18 protein-coding genes are annotated in these 20,666 nt (G+C 72.8%); 5 read left to right on the top strand and 13 right to left on the bottom strand.

Annotated elements, in window-relative coordinates:
- Positions 1 to 54: 54 nt before the first annotated feature.
- Both JFN87_RS06205 and JFN87_RS06200 read left to right on the top strand, forming a co-directional pair.
- Positions 55 to 1,680: an AMP-binding protein gene (locus JFN87_RS06205; RefSeq protein WP_209338868.1), complete on the top strand. Its 1,626-nt coding sequence runs from the start codon at positions 55 to 57 to the stop codon at positions 1,678 to 1,680.
- A gap of 88 nt (positions 1,681 to 1,768) precedes the next feature.
- Positions 1,769 to 2,611 carry a PaaX family transcriptional regulator gene (locus JFN87_RS06200; protein WP_245178845.1) on the top strand — a complete coding sequence of 281 codons (843 nt, stop codon included), beginning with the start codon at positions 1,769 to 1,771 and terminating at the stop codon, positions 2,609 to 2,611.
- Here JFN87_RS06200 and JFN87_RS06195 read toward each other — a convergent pair.
- Positions 2,532 to 4,904: a bifunctional salicylyl-CoA 5-hydroxylase/oxidoreductase gene (locus tag JFN87_RS06195; protein WP_209338866.1), complete on the bottom strand. Its 2,373-nt coding sequence runs from the start codon at positions 4,902 to 4,904 to the stop codon at positions 2,532 to 2,534. The genes JFN87_RS06200 and JFN87_RS06195 overlap by 80 nt on opposite strands.
- Positions 4,905 to 4,908: 4 nt before the next feature.
- Entirely contained in the window at positions 4,909 to 5,736 is an 828-nt protein-coding gene (locus tag JFN87_RS06190; protein WP_209338865.1) for an enoyl-CoA hydratase family protein, read from the bottom strand.
- A 178-nt stretch (positions 5,737 to 5,914) separates the two neighbouring features.
- Between JFN87_RS06190 and JFN87_RS06185 the strand changes: the two genes are divergently transcribed.
- Complete coding sequence (locus tag JFN87_RS06185) at positions 5,915 to 6,403, top strand: ATP-binding protein (RefSeq protein WP_245178834.1); 489 nt, start codon at positions 5,915 to 5,917, stop codon at positions 6,401 to 6,403.
- An 88-nt stretch (positions 6,404 to 6,491) separates the two neighbouring features.
- On the opposite strand, the gene argF is transcribed toward JFN87_RS06185, so the two are convergent.
- The 8 genes from argF to JFN87_RS06145 form a co-directional block, all read right to left on the bottom strand.
- Positions 6,492 to 7,496: an ornithine carbamoyltransferase gene (gene argF / locus JFN87_RS06180; protein ID WP_209338864.1), complete on the bottom strand. Its 1,005-nt coding sequence runs from the start codon at positions 7,494 to 7,496 to the stop codon at positions 6,492 to 6,494.
- A gap of 88 nt (positions 7,497 to 7,584) precedes the next feature.
- Positions 7,585 to 8,817, bottom strand: coding sequence for an arginine deiminase (locus JFN87_RS06175; protein WP_209338863.1), 1,233 nt, complete (start codon positions 8,815 to 8,817; stop codon positions 7,585 to 7,587).
- Positions 8,818 to 8,926: 109 nt separating this feature from the next.
- Complete coding sequence (mmuM, locus tag JFN87_RS06170; protein ID WP_209338862.1) at positions 8,927 to 9,832, bottom strand: homocysteine S-methyltransferase; 906 nt, start codon at positions 9,830 to 9,832, stop codon at positions 8,927 to 8,929.
- Positions 9,833 to 9,846: 14 nt separating this feature from the next.
- Complete coding sequence (locus JFN87_RS06165) at positions 9,847 to 10,770, bottom strand: LLM class F420-dependent oxidoreductase (protein WP_209338861.1); 924 nt, start codon at positions 10,768 to 10,770, stop codon at positions 9,847 to 9,849.
- A gap of 88 nt (positions 10,771 to 10,858) precedes the next feature.
- A complete protein-coding gene (locus JFN87_RS06160) occupies positions 10,859 to 11,362 on the bottom strand; it encodes a DUF6099 family protein (protein WP_209338860.1) in 504 nt (167 codons plus the stop codon).
- 135 nt (positions 11,363 to 11,497) lie between these two features.
- Positions 11,498 to 11,809 (bottom strand): nucleotide pyrophosphohydrolase, encoded by a 312-nt coding sequence (locus tag JFN87_RS06155; protein ID WP_209338893.1) that lies wholly within the window; start codon positions 11,807 to 11,809, stop codon positions 11,498 to 11,500.
- A 77-nt stretch (positions 11,810 to 11,886) separates the two neighbouring features.
- A complete protein-coding gene (locus tag JFN87_RS06150; protein WP_209338859.1) occupies positions 11,887 to 12,288 on the bottom strand; it encodes a cell division protein SepF in 402 nt (133 codons plus the stop codon).
- A 51-nt stretch (positions 12,289 to 12,339) separates the two neighbouring features.
- Positions 12,340 to 13,983: an APC family permease gene (locus JFN87_RS06145; RefSeq protein WP_209338892.1), complete on the bottom strand. Its 1,644-nt coding sequence runs from the start codon at positions 13,981 to 13,983 to the stop codon at positions 12,340 to 12,342.
- A gap of 567 nt (positions 13,984 to 14,550) precedes the next feature.
- Between JFN87_RS06145 and JFN87_RS06140 the strand changes: the two genes are divergently transcribed.
- Positions 14,551 to 15,264 (top strand): glycosyltransferase family 2 protein, encoded by a 714-nt coding sequence (locus JFN87_RS06140; protein ID WP_209338858.1) that lies wholly within the window; start codon positions 14,551 to 14,553, stop codon positions 15,262 to 15,264.
- Here the strand turns inward: JFN87_RS06140 and JFN87_RS06135 are convergent.
- From JFN87_RS06135 to JFN87_RS06125, 3 genes are all read right to left on the bottom strand, one after another.
- Positions 15,242 to 16,387, bottom strand: a complete 1,146-nt coding sequence (locus tag JFN87_RS06135) for an ABC transporter ATP-binding protein (protein WP_209338857.1) — start codon at positions 16,385 to 16,387, stop codon at positions 15,242 to 15,244. The genes JFN87_RS06140 and JFN87_RS06135 overlap by 23 nt on opposite strands.
- Before the next feature lie 19 nt (positions 16,388 to 16,406).
- Entirely contained in the window at positions 16,407 to 18,191 is a 1,785-nt protein-coding gene (locus tag JFN87_RS06130) for an ABC transporter permease (protein ID WP_209338856.1), read from the bottom strand.
- A 112-nt stretch (positions 18,192 to 18,303) separates the two neighbouring features.
- The gene (locus tag JFN87_RS06125; RefSeq protein ID WP_209338855.1) at positions 18,304 to 19,419 is read right to left on the bottom strand and encodes an ABC transporter substrate-binding protein; all 1,116 of its coding nucleotides are present in this window, start codon (positions 19,417 to 19,419) and stop codon (positions 18,304 to 18,306) included.
- Positions 19,420 to 19,851: 432 nt separating this feature from the next.
- On the opposite strand from JFN87_RS06125, the gene JFN87_RS06120 reads away from it, so the two are divergent.
- Positions 19,852 to 20,616 (top strand): FadR/GntR family transcriptional regulator, encoded by a 765-nt coding sequence (locus tag JFN87_RS06120; protein ID WP_209338854.1) that lies wholly within the window; start codon positions 19,852 to 19,854, stop codon positions 20,614 to 20,616.
- The last annotated feature ends 50 nt before the right edge of the window (positions 20,617 to 20,666 follow it).

The following is a 20,666-nucleotide window of genomic DNA, read 5'->3' as shown; positions in this document are numbered from 1 at the left end:
CGTCACTCTCACGATACGCTCGTAGGGCGACCCCGAGAGGATGAGGGGCGAATCATGGAGCTGACGCCCTCGGCCCACGTCGACACCTTCACGCGCGACGGTCTGCCGCCGTCGAGTGAATGGCCCGAGCTGCTGCTCGACCCGCGGGAGCGGGCGCCAGGCGCCCGGGTGAACTGCGGCTCCGCCCTGCTCGACCCGTCGGCGCCCGCGCACGGCGACGAGCGGCCCGCGCTGCGCACCGCGTCCGGCGAGGTCTGGTCGTACGGCCGTCTGCGCGAGCGGGTCGACGCGATCGCCCACGTGCTGACCGGCCGCCTCGGCGTCGTGCCCGGCAACCGCGTCATGCTGCGCGGGCCCACCACCCCCTACCTCGCGGCGTGCTGGCTGGCGGTGATGAAGGCCGGCGCGGTGGCCGTGACGGTGCTCGCGCAGGCGCGGCCGGCCGAGCTGGCCGCGATGTGCTCGATCGCCCGCGTCTCACACGCCTTGTGCGACGCCAGGTGCGTGGACGCCCTGGCCGCCGCTCAGGTGCCGGGGCTGGGCGTCACGCCGTACGGCGGGGAGGGCCCCGGGAATCTGCTGGCGCTCGCCGCGGCGCCGCACGGCCCCTACGAGGCGGTGGACACGGCGGCCGACGACGTGGCGCTCATCGCGTTCACCTCGGGCACCACCGGCAGGCCCAAGGGGTGCATGCACTTCCACCGTGACGTGCTCGCGATCGCCGACACGTTCTCGCGCCACGTGCTGCGGCCCGAGCCGGACGACGTGTTCGCGGGCAGCCCGCCGCTCGGCTTCACCTTCGGCCTCGGCGGCCTCGTGGTCTTCCCGCTGCGGGCCGGCGCGTCGTCGCTGCTCCTGGAGGCAGCGCATCCGCGCCAGTTGCTGGCGGCGGTCTCAGAGCACCGGGTGTCGGTCCTGTTCACCGCGCCGACCGCGTACCGCGCGATGCTGGACGAGCTGGCGGCGCGCCCCGGCGCGTACGACACCGCCTCGCTGCGGCGCTGCGTGTCCGCCGGCGAGAACCTGCCGGCCGCGACCTGGCGCGCCTGGTACGAGCGGACCGGGCTGAGGATCGTCAACGGCATCGGCGCGACCGAACTGCTGCACATCTTCGTCTCGGCGGCGGACGACGCGATCAGGCCGGGCACGACCGGCCTGCCCGTGCCGGGCTGGCAGGCCAGGATCGTCGACGGGGCGGGCGCCGAGGTGCCCGACGGGCAGCCCGGCAAGCTCGCGGTGCGCGGCCCGGTGGGCTGCCGCTACCTCATGGACCCGCGGCAGAGCGACTACGTGAGGCACGGCTGGAACATCACGGGCGACACCTACGTGCGCGAGGCCGGCGGCTACCTGCGCTACGTCGCACGCGCGGACGACATGATCATCTCGGCGGGCTACAACGTGCCGGGGCCCGAGGTCGAGGACGCGCTGCTCGCCCACCCGGACGTGGCGGAGGCCGCGGTGGTCGGCCGCCCGGACGAGCGGCGCGGCCAGATCGTCGCCGCGTACGTGGTGGTGCGCGAGGGCGTGGCGCGCGACGAGGCCACGGCGCGGGCGCTCAAGGACTTCGTGCGCGACCGGCTCGTGCCGTACAAGAGCCCGCGCGCGGTGGTCTTCCTCGACGCGCTCCCCCGCACGCCCACGGGCAAGCTGCAGCGCTTCCTGCTCAGGGAACTACAGTGATCACGTGTCCGAGCAGCACGAACCGCGCGAGCGGCAGGAGCGGCAGGAGCAGGGCGATCCGGCCGCCGCGCCGCACACACCGCGGTCCCTGATCGTCACCCTGTACGGGGCGTACGGCCGCGCGCCCGGCGGCGCGGCGCTCGCGGTGGCCGAGCTGATCCGGCTGATGGAGGCGCTCGGCGTGGACGCGCCGTCGGTGCGCTCGTCCGTGTCCCGGCTGAAGCGGCGGGGCCTGCTCGTGGCGCGGCGCACCCCGGACGGGGCGGCGGGGTACGCGCTGTCGGACGAGGCGCGTCAGGTGCTGGACGACGGCGACGCGCGGATCTTCACCCTGCCGCGGCGGCGGCTCTCGGACGGCTGGGTCCTCGCGGTGTTCTCGGTGCCCGAGGCCGAGCGCAGCAAGCGCCACCTGCTGCGCTCACGCCTCGGCGGCCTCGGCTTCGGGACGGTGGCGCCCGGGGTGTGGATCGCGCCCGGCCGAGTCCGCGACGAGGCGGCGCACACGCTGCGCAGGCTGGGCCTCGACGGGTACGTCGACCTCTTCCGCGGAGAGCACGTGGGATACGCGGCGACCGCGGACGCGGTGGCCCGCTGGTGGGACCTCGACGCGCTCGCCGCGCTGCACGAGGAGTTCCTGCGCCGCCACGAGCCGGTGCTGCGGTCCTGGCGGGAGCGGCCCGCGCGCCCGGCCGCCGACGCGTACCGAGACCATCTGCTCGCGCTGGACGCGTGGCGGCGGCTGCCCTACGCGGACCCGGGGCTGCCGGCGGCCCTGCTGCCCGCGCGCTGGCCGGGCGAGCGGTCGGCGGACGTCTTCCTCCACCTGGACGAGCTGCTGCGCGGTCCCGCGCTCAGCCATGTGCGCCAGGTGCGCGGGGAGCTCGCGCGGCGGGCGGCACGCCACCGGCGGACGGAGCCCGGCCGGGGCTGAGGCGCGGCTTCGGCGTGCTGTCGCGTCCGTCGGGCGGCTTGCGGCTGCCCGCCGCGTACGGCAGGGGCCAGGGCGCGGCCTCCCCCGCGTAGCCCTGCTCCGCAGCCGCGTGCAGGGTCCAGTGCGGGTCGTACAGGTGGGGCCTGGCGAGGGCGCACAGGTCGGCGCGGCCGGCCAGCAGCAGCGAGTTGACGTCGTCCCAGGAGGAGATGGCTCCGACCGCGATGACCGGTACGTGCGCGGTGTTGCGGATCAGGTCGGCGTAGGGCGTCTGGTAGGAGCGGCCGAACTCGGGCCGCTCGTCGGCGACGACCTGGCCGGTGGACACGTCGATCGCGGCGGCGCCGTGCGCGGCGAAGGCCCGGGCGATCTCCACGGCTTCGCCGGGCGACGTGCCGTCCGGGGCCCAGTCCGTGGCGGAGACGCGGACGGTCATGGGCCGGCCCGCGGGCCAGGCGGCGCGCACGGCGTCGAAGACCTCCAGGGGGTAGCGCAGTCTCGCGGCGAGGTCGCCGCCGTACCGGTCGGTGCGGCGGTTGGTCAGCGGGGAAAGGAACCCGGACAGCAGGTAGCCGTGGGCGCAGTGCAGTTCGAGCACGTCGAAGCCGGCGTTGGCGGCGCGGCGCGCGGCCGCGGCGAACTGGCCGCGTACGGCGGCGAGCCCGTCCTCGTCGAGTTCCGCGGGGGTCTGGCTGACGCCGGTCCTGTACGGCAGCGGGGACGCGGCGGCCAGCGGCCAGTTCCCCGCGGGCAGCGGCTCGTCCATGCCCTCCCACATCAGCCGGGTGGAGCCCTTGCGCCCCGAGTGGCCGAGCTGGACGCCGAGCACGGTGCCGGGCGACTCGGCGTGTGCGAAGTCGGTGATCCTGCGCCAGGCCGCCGCCTGCTCGTCGGTGTAGAGGCCGGTGCAGCCGGGGGTGATGCGCCCCTCGGGGCTGACGCACACCATCTCGGTCATGACGAGCCCCGCGCCGCCGAGGGCGCGGGCGCCGAGGTGGACGAGGTGGAAGTCGCCGGGGACGCCGTCCTGCGCCCGGTACATGTCCATGGCGGAGACCACGACGCGGTTGCGCAGCTCGGTGGCGCCGAGCCGGAACGGCGTGAACATCGGCGGCGTGCCCGGCGGGCAGCCGAACTCGTCCTCGACGGTGCGCACGAACGCCGGGTCGCGCAGCCGCAGGTTGCCGTGGGTGACCCGGCGGCTGCGGGTGAGCAGGCCGAAGGCGAACCGGTGCGGCGGCTGGTCGATGTAGCCGGCGAGCTGCTCGAACCAGCGCAGGCTGGCCGCCGCGGCGCGCTGGGTGGACTCGACGGCGGGCCTGCGCTCGGCCTCGTACGCGGCGAGGGCGGCGTCCGTGCCCGGCTGCTCCTCGACGCAGGCGGCGAGGGCGAGGGCATCCTCGACGGCGAGTTTCGTGCCGGAGCCGATCGAGAAGTGCGCGGTGTGCGCGGCGTCGCCGAGCAGGACGGTGTTGCCGTGGCTCCACCGCCGGCAGACGACGGTGCGAAACGCCGTCCAGGCGGAGTCGTTGGAGCGCAGCGGCCGGCCGCCGAGGGCGTCGGCGAAGATCTTCGCGCATCGCTCGGCGGACTCTCGTTCGCCGAGCGTGTCGAAGCCGGCCGCGCGCCAGACCTCTTCGCGCATCTCCACGATGACGGTGCTCGCCGCGGCCTTTGGCCCGCCGTGCGTGGGCCGCGCGTACGGGTAGCCGTGCAGTTGCATCACGCCGTACTCGGTCTCCGCGATGTCGAAGCGGAAGGTGCCGAACGCGATGTCGGCGGCGAGCCAGATGTAGCGGTTGCGGTGCCGGGTGACGGTCGGCTGGAAGACGTCCGCGTGGGCGGTGCGGGTGGCGCTGCCCGCACCGTCGGCGGCGATCACCAGGTCATGGCGTCCCGCCAGCTCGGCGGCGGGCGGCGCCTGGGTGCGAAAGCGCAGGTCGACGCCGAGCTGTGCGCAGCGGTCCTGGAGGATGTCGAGGAGCCTGCGCCTGTCGAGTGCGGCGAAGCCGTGGCCGCCGGACACGAGGGTCCTGCCGCGGTGGGTGATGCCGATCTCGTCCCAGCGCACGAACGCGTCCTGAAGCGCCTCGTACACGACGGGATCGGCGTGCTCGATGCCGCCGAGCGTCTCGTCGGACAGCACCACGCCGAAGCCGAACGTGGCGTCGGGCGCGCCGCGCTCCCAGACAGTGATGTCGCGCCCGGGGTCGCGGCGGGCGAGCAGGGCCGCCGCGTACAGGCCGCCGGGGCCGCCGCCGATGACCACGACGCTCCGCGGGTCGCCGTCCACGCTGTCACCGCCCCTGCCAGTGGGCGTCGCGCCTGCCGGTGAACGCCGCGTGGAACTCGGCGTAGTCGGCGCTGTTCATCAGGAGTGCCTGCGTGCTCGCGTCCATCTCCACGGCGGCGGCGAGCGGCATGTCGAGTTCGGCGGTGAGCAGCGCCTTGGTCTGCGCGTAGGCGAGGGCGGGGCCGTCGGCGAGGTGGCGGGCGAGCGCCGCGGCGCGCTCGCCCGCGCCGCCCGCGTCGGTGAGCTCGCTGATCAGGCCGATGCGTTCGGCCTCGGCGGCGCGTACCGGCTCGCCGAGCATCAGCAGCCTGGTGGCGTGACCCAGGCCGACGACGCGCGGCAGCAGGTACGCGGCGCCCATGTCGCCGCCGGAGAGGCCGACGCGCGTGAAGAGGAAGGAGAACCTGGCGGACGGGTCGGCGATCCGGAAGTCGGCGGCGAGCGCGAGCACGGCGCCGGCGCCCGCGGCCACCCCGTGCACGGCGGCGACGACCGGGAACGGGCACTCGCGCACTGCCCGTACCACCTGTCCTGTCATCCGGTTGAAGTCGAGCAGTTCAGCGGTGTCGAGCGCGAGGGTGGCGCCGATGATCTCCTCCACGTCGCCGCCGGAGCAGAAGCCCCTGCCCTCGCCGGCGAGGACCAGCGCGCGCACGGAGCGCTCGCGGGACAGCTCGGCGAGCAGGTCGCGCAGGTCGGCGTAGGCGCCGAAGGTGAGCGCGTTGAGCTTGTCCGGCCGGTCGAGGGTGACGGTCATGACGCCGTCCTGCCGGGTCAGCCGCAGGTGTCGCCAGGTCTCGGTGCGGGGCGTGGAGCCGGTGAACGGGCTCATGGAGCCTCCCCTTCGGCGGATGCCCATACCGTATCACCGCATTGTGACTACCGTCACGACCACGCGATACCCGGGGCACCGATATGTGGCACACGTCCCATGACGGACCTGTTGTCGCTTCCGGAGCCCCGCCTTTAGCCTCCGATAACGTCAGCCACCGTCCAGGAACCGGATCGCCTTGTCCGACAGTCCACGCCGTTCCCCCTGGGGCATCGCGCTGCCGCACTCGCCCGCGGCGGTGCCGATGGCGCGTGCGCTGGTGCGGGCCGCGCTCGCGACCCGCGAGGGGGGCGCCGACGCGGACACGGCGGAGCTGCTGACGGCGGAACTGGTGGCGAACGCGGTGGAGCACACGGCGGGCGACGAGCCGATACGGCTGGTGGTCGCGGTGGACCCGGCGGGATGCTGCCGCGTCGAGGTGCACGACACCGACCCAGAGCCGCCGCGCGGACTGGCCAGGCCGGGCCCGGCCACGATGCCCGACCCCTGGCAGGAGGACGGCCGGGGGCTGCTGCTGATCCGCACGCTCAGCGCGGAGTGCGGGCACCGCCCGACCGACGCCGGCGGCAAGGCGCTGTGGTTCACGCTGCCCGAGCACGCCGCGCCGGGAGGCGGCCCGCCGGCGCCGGCGATCCCCCAGCAGGCGTCGGGGCCCCGGCACACCTGACGGGGAGAGAGCGGGATTCTGCCCTGGGGCACCTGCGCGCGGTCCTGGGGGCGCCCGCACGCGGTCCTGGGGGCGCCTGTGCGCGCCGCTACGCGTCGCCCATCGTGGCGACGAGGATCGCCTTGATGGTGTGCAGCCGGTTCTCCGCCTCGTCGAAGACGACCGAGTGCTCCGACTCGAAGACCTCGTCGGTGACCTCGAGCTCGCGCATGCCGTAGCGCTCGTGGATCTCGCGGCCGACCTCCGTGCCCAGGTCGTGGAAGGCCGGCAGGCAGTGCAGGAACTTCACGTCCGGGTTGCCGGTGGCACGCAGGACGTCCATGGTCACCGCGTACGGGGCGAGCGCCTCTATGCGCACGTCCCAGACCTCCTTCGGCTCGCCCATGGACACCCAGACGTCGGTGACGACGAAGTCGGCGCCCGCGACGCCCTCCGCGATGTCCTCCGTCAGGGACAGCCGGGCCCCGCTGACCTCGGCGGCCTTGCGCGCCGCGCCGACGACCTCGTCGCCGGGCCAGAACGCGCGAGGAGCGACGATCCGCACGTCCATGCCGAGCAGCGCCGCCGTGACCAGGTAGGAGTTGCCCATGTTGAAGCGGGCGTCACCCAGGTAGGCGAAGCTGATGCCGGTGAGCGGCTTCGCGCAGTGCTCGGTCATGGTGAGCACGTCGGCGAGCATCTGGGTCGGGTGCCAGTCGTCGGTGAGGCCGTTGAACACGGGCACGCCCGCGTATGCGGCGAGCTCCTCGACGGTCGCCTGGGCGTCCCCGCGGTACTGGATGCCGTCGAACATGCGCCCGAGGACCCGGGCGGTGTCCTTCGCGGACTCCTTGACGCCGATGTGCGAGCTCGCCGGGTCGATGTAGGTGGTCGAGGCGCCCTGGTCGGCGGCGGCCACCTCGAAGGAGCACCGCGTGCGCGTGGAGGACTTCTCGAAGATCAGCGCGATGTTCCTGCCGCTCAGCCGCCGTACCTCGGTTCCCGCCTTCTTGGCGGCCTTCAGCTCGGCGGCCAGGTCGACCAGGCCGCGGAACTCCTCGGCCGTGAAGTCCAGCTCCTTGAGGAAGTGGCGGCCCGGGAGGTGGATGGCCATGGGACTGCTCCTGCGGGATCGGCGACGACGGGACGAGTGAGACTATATACGACACACCGCATGGCTATACAGGGGGGATTTCCAGGGCTCAGACGGCGTCCCTCTCGACCGGGCAGCTCATGCAGCGCGGCCCGCCCCTGCCCCGGCCCAGCTCGCTGCCGCGGATCTCGATCACCTCGATGCCCTGCTTGCGCAGGTGTGTGTTGGTGGTGGAGTTGCGCTCGTACGCGACGACGACGCCGGGCTCGACGGCGAGCACGTTGCACCCGTCGTCCCACTGCTCGCGCGCCGCGGAGTGCACGTCCTGGGTGGGGGTGAGCACCCGGATCGCGTCCAGGCCGAGCGCCGCCGCGATCGCCCGGTGCATGTGCTCGGGAGGGTGGTCGGTGACCTTCAGCTCGTTGCCTCCGTCGCCGGGCTCGATGGTGTACGAGCGGAGCATGCCGAGGCCCGCGTACTGGGTGAACGTGTCGCCGTCGACCATCGTCATCACCGTGTCGAGGTGCATGAACGCGCGTCGCTTCGGCATGTCGAGCGCGATGATCGTGGTGGCGGAGCCCTCGGCGAACAGGCCGCGGGCCAGCATCTCCACGGCCTGCGGCGTCGTGCGCTCGCTCATGCCGATCAGGACGGCGCCCCTGCCGAGCACCAGCACGTCTCCGCCCTCGATGGTGGACGGGTAGTCGTCCTGCCCCTCTGACCAGTGGTGGAAGGGGCCGGCGCCGGGGCCCGCGAAGAGCGGGTGGTGCTTGTAGATCGCCTCGAAGTGCACGGTCTCGCGCTGCCGGGCGGGCCAGCGCATGGCGTTGATGGAGACACCGTCGTAGATCCAGGCCGAGGTGTCCCGGGTGAAGAGGTGGTTGGGCAGCGGGTCGAGCAGGAAGTCGTCCTGCTCCATGACGTGGAAGCGCACCGAAGTGGGCTCCGCGTGGTCATCGAGGAACTCCCGCTTGGTGACACCGCCGATCAGCGCCTCGGTCAGCTGCGCGGTGTCCAGCTCGTCGAACGCGGCCCTGAGGTGGCGGGTCGCGAGAGGGCCGTACTCCTTCTCGTCGAAGACCCGGTCGAGCACCAGGCCCCGGGCCGCGGGGATCTCCAGGGACTCGCGCAGCAGGTCGCCGAAGAGGTGCACCTCGACGCCGCGCTCCCGCAGGAGCGCGGCGAAGCCGTCGTGCTCCTCCTGGGCGCGGCGCACCCACAGCACGTCGTCGAAGAGCAGCGTGTCCGCGTTCCCCGGAGTCAGCCGCTTCAGTTCGAGACCGGGGCGGTGCAGGATGACGCGGCGCAGCCGCCCGGTCTCTGAGTCGACATGGAAGCTCATGCCTCCATCCTGACCGCGCGGCGCCCCCTTCACCCCCGGGAGACGCCCGCAATCCACGCGCCCCGCTTCGGGCGGCCGGCCGCCGGCTCCCGCACTCCCACGGTCGTGGTCAGACACTCGCTACGGTCGCGGCGACCTCGGCGATCGCTCCGGGGCCCACCTGGCAGCAGCCGCCCACGAGACGTGCCCCCGCCGCCTGCCACGCCCGCACGAGCGAGGCGTCGAACGTGGCGCGGCCGCGGAAGCGGCCGGACGCCGCGTCCCACCGCTCACCGCTGTTGGGGTAGGCGACGACCGGCTTGCCCGTGACCCCGGCGGCGACCTCCACGGCCTGCTCCGTGTCGCCGGGCTCGCAGCAGTTGACGCCCACCGCGATCACCTGCCCCTCCCCCCTGGCCAGGGAGAAGGCGTCGGCGATCGGCTGGCCCGCCCGGGTACTTCCGCCCGCGACGGTGTACGAGAGCCACACCGGCAGCCCGGTGGCGCGGGCCGCCGCGAGCAGCGCCTCCGCCTCGTCGGTGTCGGGAACGGTCTCCAGCGCGAGGACGTCGGGCCCCGCCGCGGCGAGCGCCTCGATCCTGGGCCGATGGAAGCGGGTCAGCTCCCGCACCGTCAGCCCGTAGCGGCCGCGGTACTCGGAGCCGTCGGCGAGCATGGCACCGTACGGGCCGACGGACGCGGCGACCCACACCTCCTCCCCCACCGCCTCTCCCGCCGCGCGGGCCGACTCCACGCTGCGGGCCAGCAGCCGCGCCGCCTCCGCGGGCCCGGCGCCGCGGCGCGCGAACCCCTCGAAGGTGGCCTGGTAGCTGGACGTGATCACGACCCGGGCGCCCGCCCGCACGTACGCGGTGTGGGCCGCCGTGATCTGCTCCGGCCCGTCCACCAGCAGCCGCGCCGACCACAGCGCGTCGGACAGGTCGCAGCCCTGCGCGGCGAGTTGGTTGGACAGGCCGCCGTCCAGGACGACGGTCCGCTCGGCCAGCGCAGCGGCGAGCGGGCGGACGGGCCGCACGGTTCCCGCTCCCGTCAGCCGAGCTGGGGCGCGACCTGGGAGGCGACGAGCTCCAGGTGGTCCAGGTCGTCGAGGTCCATGGTCTGGAGGTACATCCGCCGCGAGCCGGCCGCCGCGTACCGGCCGATCTTGTCGACCACCTCGGCGGGCGAGCCCGCGAGGCCGTTCTCCTTGAGCTCGTCCACCTCCCTGCCGAGGAAGGCGGCCCTGCGGGCCACCTCCGCGTCGTCCTTGCCGACACAGATCACCAGCGCGCTGGAGTACACCAGGTCGTCCGCGCTCCGTCCGGCCTCCTCGGCGGCCGCCCGTACCCGGCCGAACTGCCGCTCCGTGTCCTCGATCGAGGCGAACGGCATGTTGAACTCGTCGGCGTAGCGCGCCGCGAGCCGCGGCGTGCGCTTCGGACCGTGCCCGCCGATGATCACCGGCGGCTTGGACTGGGCCGGCTTGGGCAGTGCCGGCGAGTCGGTCAGCCGGTAGTGGGCGCCCTCGTACGAGAAGGTCTTGCCCACCTCCGTCGCCCACAGGCCGGTCACCACGGCCAGTTGCTCCTCCAGGCGGTCGAAGCGGTTCCCGGGGAACGGGATGCCGTACGCCTGGTGCTCCTGCTCGAACCAGCCCGCGCCGAGCCCCAGCTCCACCCTGCCGCCGGACATCCGGTCGACCTGGGCGACCTCGATGGCGAGCACGCCGGGCAGCCGGAACGTGGCCGCCGTGACCAGCGTGCCGAGCCGGATCTGCTTCGTCTCCCTGGCCAGTCCTGCCAGGGTGATCCAGGCGTCCGTCGGCCCGGGCAGGCCGTCCGCATCGCCCATGTGCAGATAGTGGTCCGAGCGGAAGAAGGCATCGAATCCGAGGTCCTCGGTCGCCTTGGCGACGCGCAGAACGGTGTCGTACGTGGCCCCTTGCTGGGGCTCGGTGAAGATGCGGAGATCCATGTTCCCCATCCTGCACCTTCGCCCGTGGCGGCCCGCCCGCACACCCCGGTCTCCCCGGTCACCCCGCCCTCCCGGCGCCGGCGGCCCCTCATACCCCGCCGCCGCGCGGAGGCCCAGGACCGTGCCGCTCGCACGGCTCCGGCTCGCGCTCCCGCCCCGCCACGAGCCCGAGCAGCGCCGTCACACGGTCGCCCGACTCCGCGGCCGCGTCGATCGCCTCCACGCACTGCCAGTAGACCCAGGCGTCGTCCGCGGCGGTGGCGACGGCCACGAGCGCCATCCCTGCCTCTTCGAGCAGCAGACCGAGCGCGGTCAGCGCCGCCCGGGCGTCAACCGGGCCCGTCAGCGCCTCCGCCCTGAGCCCGCCCGCGGCGCGCAGCGCCGCGTGCCCGACGGGGCCGCATCCCCGTTCCCCAGCGTCGGCCAGCTCGCACGCCGCCGTCCGCTCGCGCGGCGGCGCCTGAGCGGCCAGCCGGAGCCCGACCGCCTGTGCCAGGGCCTGCGCCTGCCAGGCCTCGGCCACCACCTCCGCCGTGCTGCCGCTCAGCGCCAGTGCGTCCCTGCCCGCCTCCGCGATCCGTACCGCGTCCATCTCACGCCCCGCCCTTCAGCACGCCGATCACCGACACCACCCAGCGTGACGGATGGCAAGCAGTGCGTACAGGGGCGTCAGCGGATCTGTGGACAAGAGTGGGATTGTGGACAACTCCGTCACCCGCAGGCGAGGTCAGGGCGCCGGCGGGAACCGCGTCTCGTTGCGTTCGATCTTGGCCGCGACGGCCGCCAGCGGGTCGACGCCCAGGACCTCGCAGAACTGGAGCAGGTAGGACAGCACGTCGGCCACCTCGTCCTCGACGCGGTGCGCGCTCTCCGGGTCCGCCATGACACCGGCGGACTGCTCGGGCGTCAGCCACTGGAAGATCTCCAGCAGTTCGGACGCCTCCACGCTCAGCGCGGCCGCCAGGTTCTTCGGCGTGTGGTACTGGCCCCAGTCGCGCGCCGCGGCGAACTCGGCCAGCCTGCGCTGCAGGCCGCGCACGTCGAGCGGCCCGGCGCCCGTGTCAGGCCCGGAGCCTCCGCCCGCTTCCGGCCCCGCGCCCGGCGCGCTCCGTTCCGTCACGAGCCGGGCACCGCCGCGGCCTCCGTCCCCTCGACCTCCGTGCCGACGGGCGCGAGCAGGAAGACGTTCTTGTCGACCCGGTGCATCACGCTGCCGAGCCCGAACACGACCCCGCTGCTGAAGTCCAGGATGCGCTTGGCGACGTCGATGTCCGCCGCCGTCAGGTCGAGCAGCACGGGGATCTGGGCCATCAGGTGCTCGGCCACCTCGCGGGCGTCCGCGAACACCTGGACCCTCAGCACCACGAACCGACGCTGCTCCTCCGCCATGTCCTGGGGGACGGTGCGGTGATCGACCCGCGAGGGCCATTCGTCACGGTTGCGCAGCGGCACGACCTGGGCCAGGCCCTCCCACTGCTCGTCGGTGACGTCGTACTCGTACCCGTCGTACCGGCTCACCGAATCACCCCGCCCGTGTGCTGTGTCTGCATCCGGTCATCCTCCCCCGACTCACCCGTTCAGCCCATCAGCGACACGGGCCGGCGCGGCGCGGAGATGGCCGGCCCCCGCGCGGACCGCCCACGCGAAGACGGCGAGCGCCACCAGCGCGACGGCCACCGAGTCGTACGGTGCCGGCAGCCGCCCCGAGCCGCCGAACGACCCGAGCCAGGACAGCAGCGTCAGCACGGCGAGGTGGCAGACGAGCCACGCGCCCTGCCGCAGCTCGACCCGGCGCGGGAGTTCGCCGGGGAAGCGCCGCAGCAGCAGGAACATCGGCAGTCCGAGGAGGACGAAGGGCAGCGCCAGGCGGAGGCTGTGCCACCCGGACCAGTAGATGAACTCGCTCGACACGACGAAGCTGACGGGCGCGATCCACCGCATCCCCGGCATCCGGCCCGGCTTCCTGGGCACATGTGCCACACTCTGCGCCGCACCACCGGCAGCCTCGCCCGCCGCGAAGTCCTCGCGCTCGCGCTCGTGCGCGCGGAAGACGGCGACCGCGACCGCCGATGCCGCGTAGATCAGCAGGTACATGTCCCCCATCACGCTGACGATCTGCTGCCAGCCGCCGAACGGCAGCAGGAAGACCACGATCACCGCGAGGTTGAGCACCAGGGCGCGCCGCGCCGACCCCGAGCGCGGGTCGATGCGCATGAAGAACCGTGGCAGCAGCCCGTTCTTCGCGAGCGCGTAGGTGTGCCGCGCGTCGATGGCCACGCCCACGTAGGCCGATCCGCCGGGCGAGATGACGGCGTCGGCGTAGAGCAGCGTGGCGAGCCACTGGAGGTTGAGTACCAGCGCGAGCTGCCCGAACGGCGAGTCGAAGCTGACGCCCTGCCACCCGTGCGCGAGGTTCGCGTCCGGGACCGTGTAGAGGAAGGCGAGTTGCAGCAGGAGGTAGACGACCACGGCGAGTCCGATGCCGGTGAGCACGGCCGCGGGCACGGTACGGCGCGGCCTGCGGGCCTCGCCGGAGAAGTCGAGCGGCGCCTGGAAGCCGTTGACGGAGTAGACGATGCCGCCGCCCGCGAGTGCGGTGAGGCACGCCGCGTAGCCGTACGGCGCGAAACCGCCGTGCGCCGGGTCGGTGAGGCGGCCGGCGTGCGTGCCCGACAGGAACAGGGCAACCACCGTGACGAGCGGGATGATCACCTTGAGCAGCGAGACGAGGTTGTTGAGCCGGGCGAACAGCCGCACCGCGAACCAGTTGAGCGCGGTGAGCAGCACGCTAAGACCGGCGGCGAGCGCGAGGCCCGAGCCGGTGAGCGAGTCGCCCTGGTAGATGCCGGGCACGTAGTGCGCCGCGTACTGCATGATCGCGCTGATCTCGGCCGCGGTACCGCCGACGGAGAGCAGCACCGACCAGCCGATCATCGTGCCGACGAGCCGTCCGCTCGCGTACAGGGGCCAGCGCGCGGTGCCGCCGCCCTCTGGGCGTGTGGCGCCCAGTTCGACCATCACGAGCGCGACGAGCGCGCACAGCACGCCGGCCCCGACCCAGGACAGGAGGGCGGCGGGGCCCGCGGTCTGTGACGCGTAGAGCGCCGCGAACAGCCAGCCGGAGCCGAGGATGTTGGAGAACCCGATGGCGGTCAGGCCCCAGAAGCCGAGATCGCGTTTGAGCCGGTGCTCCTGGGACAGCGCGTCCGGCACGCCGGGCGTTCCCGGGGCGGTCTCCGCGGGCGGTGGCTTCGACGACACGTGGCCGGTCCCCTCGTACGGTGGTCCGTTCCCGGGCCTGGCGGGCGCATGGGACGCCTGCTCCAGGGAGTGAGCGTGCCCAGCCTGGCACGGACGACGCGTCGCGAGGGGCAGGGAACGTGACAGGCGGTGTGGAAACGGCGGGTGTGTCCGCGTACGGGCGGACGGCGCCGCCGCAGCGCTCCGGGACCCGCCGCACAACGGCGAACGAACCCCAGTTCGAGCAACGGCCGCCCGTGGCGAGTGGTGGGGCGCCTGCCGCCGTGAGACCTTCGAGCTCCGGCATGAAGCCCGCCCCGCCTCCTTCAGTACGAGCTCCGCGGGCCGAGGCGGATCGACAGCCGCTGTTACGTCTTCTCCCGTCCCAGGAGGCATGGTGACCGCTGAGACGACCGCACTGCCCGTCGCCCGGTTCGCGCACGGCCACGCGGCAACCCTGCCGGCCCGCGCCGGGGCCCGTCCGGCCGCCCGCCGATCGGGTGGTCCTCGCCCGGCGCCCGGGACGGAAGAGGAGCCGACGTGACGGCGCCCGGCGCGTGTGCGGTGGTCGTGCCCGCACACGAGGAGGGCGCGTCACTGACCGCGACACTGCACTCGCTGCGGGCGGCGGCCCGCCACCCCGAGGCCGCGGGTGTGCCCGTGCTGCTCGTGGTCGTCGCCGACGCGTGCACGGACGGCACGGTCGCGGTGGCCGAGGCGGCGGGGGCCTACGTAGTGCGCGAGGGCTTCCGCAACGTCGGCAGGGCGCGGGCGAGCGGCGCCGCCGCCGCGCTGCGGCTGCTGGCCGGGTACGGGGACGGGCTGTGGCTCGCGACGACGGACGCGGACACGGTGGTGCCACCGCGCTGGCTCGCGCACCAGTTGCACCACGCGCGCCAGGGGTGGGACTGCGTCGTCGGCACCGTACGGCTGGCGCCGCACCCGCTGCTGAGCGCGACGACGGCCGCACGGCACGACGCGCACTACTTCGCGGACCGCCCGCCGGGTCCCGGCGCCTGGCGCCACCCGCACGTGCACGGCGCCAACCTCGGCGTGGCGGCCGCGCCCTACCTGGCGGCGGGCGGGTTCCCGCCGCTCGCCCACAGCGAGGACAGGTGCCTCGTCGCTGAACTGGAGCGCGCGGGGCGCCGGATCCTGCGCACCGACACCTGCCCGGTGCTGACGTCGGGCCGTGTCGACTCCCGCGCGCCGCACGGTTTCGGCGCGTTCCTCACCTCGCTCGCGAACCGCTGAGCGGCGTGGCGTCCTGGCCGCCCACCGCCCCGGCGCCCGCGGGGATGGCGATGGCGGTCTCCTCGTCGGGCGAGACGAACACCGGGTCGCCGTGGGACAGGCCGACCTTCTCCTTGTAGATGCGCGAGCGCAGCAGGGTGTCGCCGACGCGCACGTGGTAGTCCCAGCAGTCGCCGTGGTAGATGGAGAACTCGACGGTGCCCTTCCAGCCGCGTCCCGTGGAGTCCTTGCGGGACAGCGACAGGCTCTCCGGCCTGACGAAGACGTTGACCCGGTCGCCCTCGGCCAGCTCGCCCGCGGCCACGCAGCGCAGCTCGCCGTGGGCGAGTGCGATGTCCGCGAGGCCGTCGCCGCAGGTGGTGACCGAGCCCGGCAGGCTGTTGGAGATGCCCATGAACCGGGCGGTGAACTCGCTGCGCGGCCGGGCGTAGACCTGCTGTGCGGGGCCGCGTTCCACGATGCGGCCGAACTCCATCAGGATGACCTCGTCCGAGACGGCGAGCGCCTCGTCCTGGTCGTGGGTGACGAACACCGTGGTGATGCCCAGGCGTTGCTGCACCGCGCGGATCTCGTCGCGCACCCGGTCGCGCAGCCCCTTGTCGAGGTTGGACAGCGGCTCGTCGAGCAGCAGCACCTCGGGCTCCCTGGTGAGCGCGCGGGCGAGCGAGACGCGCTGCTGCTGCCCGCCGGAGAGCGCGGGCGCGGGCCGGTCGGCGAGGTCGGCGAGGCCGACCAGGTCGAGCGCCTCCATGGCCTTGCGGCGTGCCTCGGGCACGGGCAGCTTCTTCTGCCCCGAGCGCAGCGGGAACATCACGTTCTGCACGGCCGTCATGTGCGGCCACACGGCGTACGACTGGAACACGACGCCGATGGGCCGCTGGTGCACACCGACGTAGACGTGGTCGTCGGAGGAGTAGACGACCTTGTCGCCGATGCGGATCTCGCCCGCGTCGGGCCGTTCGAGGCCCGCGATGAGGCGCAGGGTGGTGGTCTTGCCGCAGCCGCTGGGGCCGAGCAGGGTGACCAGTTGCCCTTCGGGCACCGTGAGGTCGATGCCGTCGACGGCGTTGCGGGTGACCGCCTTGCCTTCGAATCGCTTGATCAGTCCGCGTATTTCGATCACGAGACTCTCCTTCGAGCGCTCAGTGGCGGTTCCGGTTCAGCCCGGTCTTCCTGGTGACGAGGGTGACGAGGCCGACGATCACGGCCAGGAAGACGACGATGAGGACGCCGAGCGCGGCCACGATCGGGTAACTGCCGTTCGCCCACTCGGTGTAGATGGTCACCGACACCACCTGGGTGTCCTGGGTGTAGAGGAAGATCGCGGCCGAGATCTCCCGGAACGCGACGATGACGGTGTAGAGGAACGCCGCGAGCAGCGAGGGCGCGAGCAGCGGTACGTAGATGCGCCGGAAGGTGCGGATCCACGAGGCGCCGCTGACGGCCGCCGCCTCCTCGAGCTCGTCCTTGATCTGGGCGATGCCGGGGACGATGTAGCGCATGCCGTAGGGCAGGCCGATCGTGACGAACGCGATGACGAGGATGGTCAGGGTGCCGTACAGGTGGAACGGCAGGGGCGCCGTCAGATACCAGTAGAGGATGCCCACGCCCATGACGACGCTGGGCACCGCGATGGGCACGGTGGCGAGCCCGTCGAGCAGGCCGCGGCCGCGGGCCTTGGTCTTGATGGTGATGTAGGCGACGAGCGAGCTGAGCACGGTGACGATGACGCCGGCGAGTACGGCGGTGATCAGGCTGTTGGTGACGGACTTGGTCAGCGCGGGGGTGTGCAGGACGGCGCTGTAGTTGGACAGGGTGAGCCGGTGCAGGGCCGACAGCGACGGCGGCTGGTAGCCGGGCAGCAGGGACGACCACACCAGCATCAGCAGCGGCAGCGCGACGGCCACGACGAAGAAGACGACGAACGCGGCCAGGCCCAGCCACTTCCACCGGCCGAGGTCGATGGAGGTGGGCCTGAAGCCCTTGCCCGTGATGGTCTGCGCCTCCGCGCCCGAGCCGCCGAGTCTGCGGGAGAAGTACAGGCCGACGCTGGCGACGGCGAGGATGAAGACGCCGATGACGCCGACCGTGCCGTAGTCGGTGGGGAACTGCTGGAGCGCGTTGTAGATGCGGCTGACGAAGACGAACTTGTGCCCGGGTACGCCGATGAGCTGCGGCACCTCGAACGTCGAGATGGTCTGCACGAACATCAGCAGGGCGGCGGACATCACGGCCGGCCTGATCAGCCGTGCGGTGATGGTGCGGAACACGCGCCACGGCGGCGCGCCCGAGCTGAGCGCGGCCTCTTCGAGCGAGGAGTCCATGTTGCCGAAGGCCGCGGTGCCCATCAGGAACGCGACCGGTGTGACGTGCATGGACTGGACGAGGACCATGCCGGCCAGCGAGTAGATGTCGAACGCCGGCAGGTGCACGTCGCGCAGCAGGACGTTGAGGGCGCCCGTACGGGGGGCGAACAGCAGCGCCCATGCGACGGTGTTGAGGATGCCGGGGATGATCAGCGGGACGAGCGCGGCGATCTGCGCGAAGAACTTGGCCGGTGTGTTGGTGCGGGAGACGAGGTAGGCGAGTCCGAAACCCACCACCGTGCAGACCACGGCGGTGGCGGCGGCATAGGCGAAGGAGTTGCCGACGAGGGCCCAGAAGTCGGAGGTGCCGAGCGTCTCGCTGTAGTGGCGCAGGGTCCACGAGACCTTGTCGGCCGAGAGGAAGGACGACTGGAGGCTGGCCACGGCCATCGTGCCCGCGGGTACGACGGCCAGGTAGGCGACCACGAGGGCCACGACGGCGAGCAGGATGTTCCGCGGGTTGCGGAACCAGGCGGCGATGCGGGAGGTGCCGGCGCGGGCGGGACGCAGGGTGCCGCGGGTCGGGGGTGGCGCTGGACGCGAGCGACTGAGCAGGCTCATGGCTTGGCCGTCCTCGGAGGATGTGGGACCGGGCCCGGTGGTGGCGGGCCCGATGGGGGATGAGGGGGCACGGTGGGGGCGCGCCGGGCGGCAGGGGCGCCGCGTGGTCCGGTCAGAGGGCGTGCAGAGCCTTCTGGTACTCCTGCAGCAGGATGTTGTACTTGTCGGGTTCGATGACCGGTGTGGACCAGGCGGGCTTCCACTTCTTCTCGTTCCACACCGTGGGGTCGTCGTGCGCCAGGTCGCTCAGGGAGATGTGATTGGTGATGGAGACGACCTTCTCCTGCCCTTCCTTCGACATGATCCAGTCGATGAAGAGCTTCGCGGCAGCGGGGTGGGGGGCCTTCTTCGCGAGTTCTTCGAGGACGGCCGCCGAGGGCAGCGGGTTCGGGTTGGAGAACGCCAGGCGCTTCGGTGTCTTCTCCTTCAGCGCGGCGGCCTTGTAGCCGTAGGCGTTGGCGACGGCGGCGGGTTCGCCGCCCTGGACCTCGGTGAGCGACTGGGTGTGGCTCTCGACGAGCCGCGGCTCGTTGTCGCCGAGCTTCTTGACCAGTCGCAGCGCCTTGTCGTGGCCCATCGCCGAGATGAGTCCCTCGTACCAGTTGATGGCCTTGGGGTCGATGGAGAACCGGCCCTTCCAGGCGGGCTTGGTCAGGTCGGCGAGCTCGGTGGGCACCGGCAGGTGCTGCGCCGCGACCGCCTGGGGGTTGTAGGCGATGGTGCTGGTGTTGATGTACACGACGTTGCGGTAGCCGTCGGGCAGGTCTTCGAGCTGCGGCGGCAGCGGGGGGATCTCGGGCACCCGGTACGGCGCGAGGGTGCCGACCTTGATCAGCTGGTAGACGGGCTCCGAGTCGGCCGAGATCACGTCGGCGTTGAACTTGCCGCCGCGCTGCTCGGTGACGAGCCGCGAGGGCAGCTTGTCCGCGCTGAGGCGCAGCGCCTCCACCTTGACGCCGGGGTAGGTCTTCTCGAACGCGGAGACCATCTCGGCGACGTCGTCGTCGGCGAACGTCGTGTACCACAGCAGCTTGCCCTCCTTCCTCGCCTGCGCCAGCAGCTGGCCGGGCTGCTTCGCCGGGGCCACCTCGGTGACGGCGCCGCCTCCGCCGGCCGTGCCGCAGGCCGTCAGGGTGCCGGCGAGCAGCAGTGCGCCAGAGGTCCGTACGGGGGAACGGAGTGTCGTCAGCAGGGCCCGTGGTGCGTGCGGTGCGCCACGTCGACGCATTCCGTCACCTCCAGTCGAAGGCCCCGTGGGAACCCGACCGGTGGGTGTCTTTCGTGGGGCCTCGCCGAAAAACAAGTGTCATTCTGGGCTGAGGGTATGACCATTGCAAGAGCGGCGCAGGGATTTCCCGGGAGTTGTGCGATCCTGCCCCGAAAAAGGAGGGACGGGCCCCGCGCCCGCGACACGCCTCAGGACGCCCGGGCCGAGCGGAAGTTGACCCGTGGGACACTGGACGGGCCCGACGACGGAAGGAATGCGAGCGACGGCGGCGGCGAATCCCGCTCCGCGGACCGGCGGGGGCGCCGGACGGCGCGGGCCACGGGATGTGCGCGGCGCCGGGAATCCGGGCAGGCCGCATCCACCCGCAGGGATCATTGGTCTTACCGTAATCCGGTAAACTAGGACGGTCAATACATGGCGAAAGGACTCCCTATGCCGGCGCGCCGAACGAGCGCAAAGGACGACGGCCTGCAGGCCGGCCTCCTCACCCCCGTGAACGACCGCCGCATCTCCGCGTTGATCGTGGACCAGGTGCGGACCCTCATCCACGAGGGCAAGCTCACCCCCGGGGACCGCCTGCCACCCGAGCGTGAGATGTGCGAGCGCTTCGGTGTCAGCCGCGTCACCGTGCGCGAGGCCCTGCGTGTCCTGGAGGCCGGCGGCCTGGTGGAGATCCGGGTGGGCGCCCACGGCGGCGCGTTCGTCACCCAGCCGACCAGCGACCGGGTGGGCGCGAGCATCGTCGACCTGCTGACGCTGTCGTCGGTGACGGCCACGGAGGTCACCGAGGTCCGCATGGTGCTGGAGGTCGGCATCATCCCGCTGCTGTGCGAGAGCGTCGACGAGGAGGACATCGCCGAGCTCAACGCCATCTGCGACCGCCAGGAGGCCGCGCTCGACAGCGGCGACTACCACGTGTCGCTGTCCGCGGAGTTCCACACACGGCTGGCCGCGGCGACGCACAACACCGCCTTCGAGATGCTCGTCCAGTCCTTCCACGGCCCGCTGCTGATGTCGCTGGCCAAGGCGAAGAGCACCGCGCCCGAGATGGGCCGCAGGGGGCTCGACGAGCACCGCGCGATCGTCGCCGCGGTGCGCTCGGGCGACGTGGCGACGGGCGAGCGGATCATGCGCGAGCACCTGACACGCACGGCCGACCGCCTCTGCCTGGACGAGATGCCCGCCAAGGGCGCGTGACGGAGCCGCCGGCCGGTTCCACCCGGCCGCGCGGCCCCGCCCCGCGGCGC

It is taken from the genome of Streptomyces montanisoli (assembly GCF_017813245.1).
GTDB lineage: Bacteria > Actinomycetota > Actinomycetes > Streptomycetales > Streptomycetaceae > Streptomyces > Streptomyces montanisoli.
Note: the sequence above shows the minus strand (reverse complement) of the source record. Positions and strands in the feature narration are given on the sequence as shown.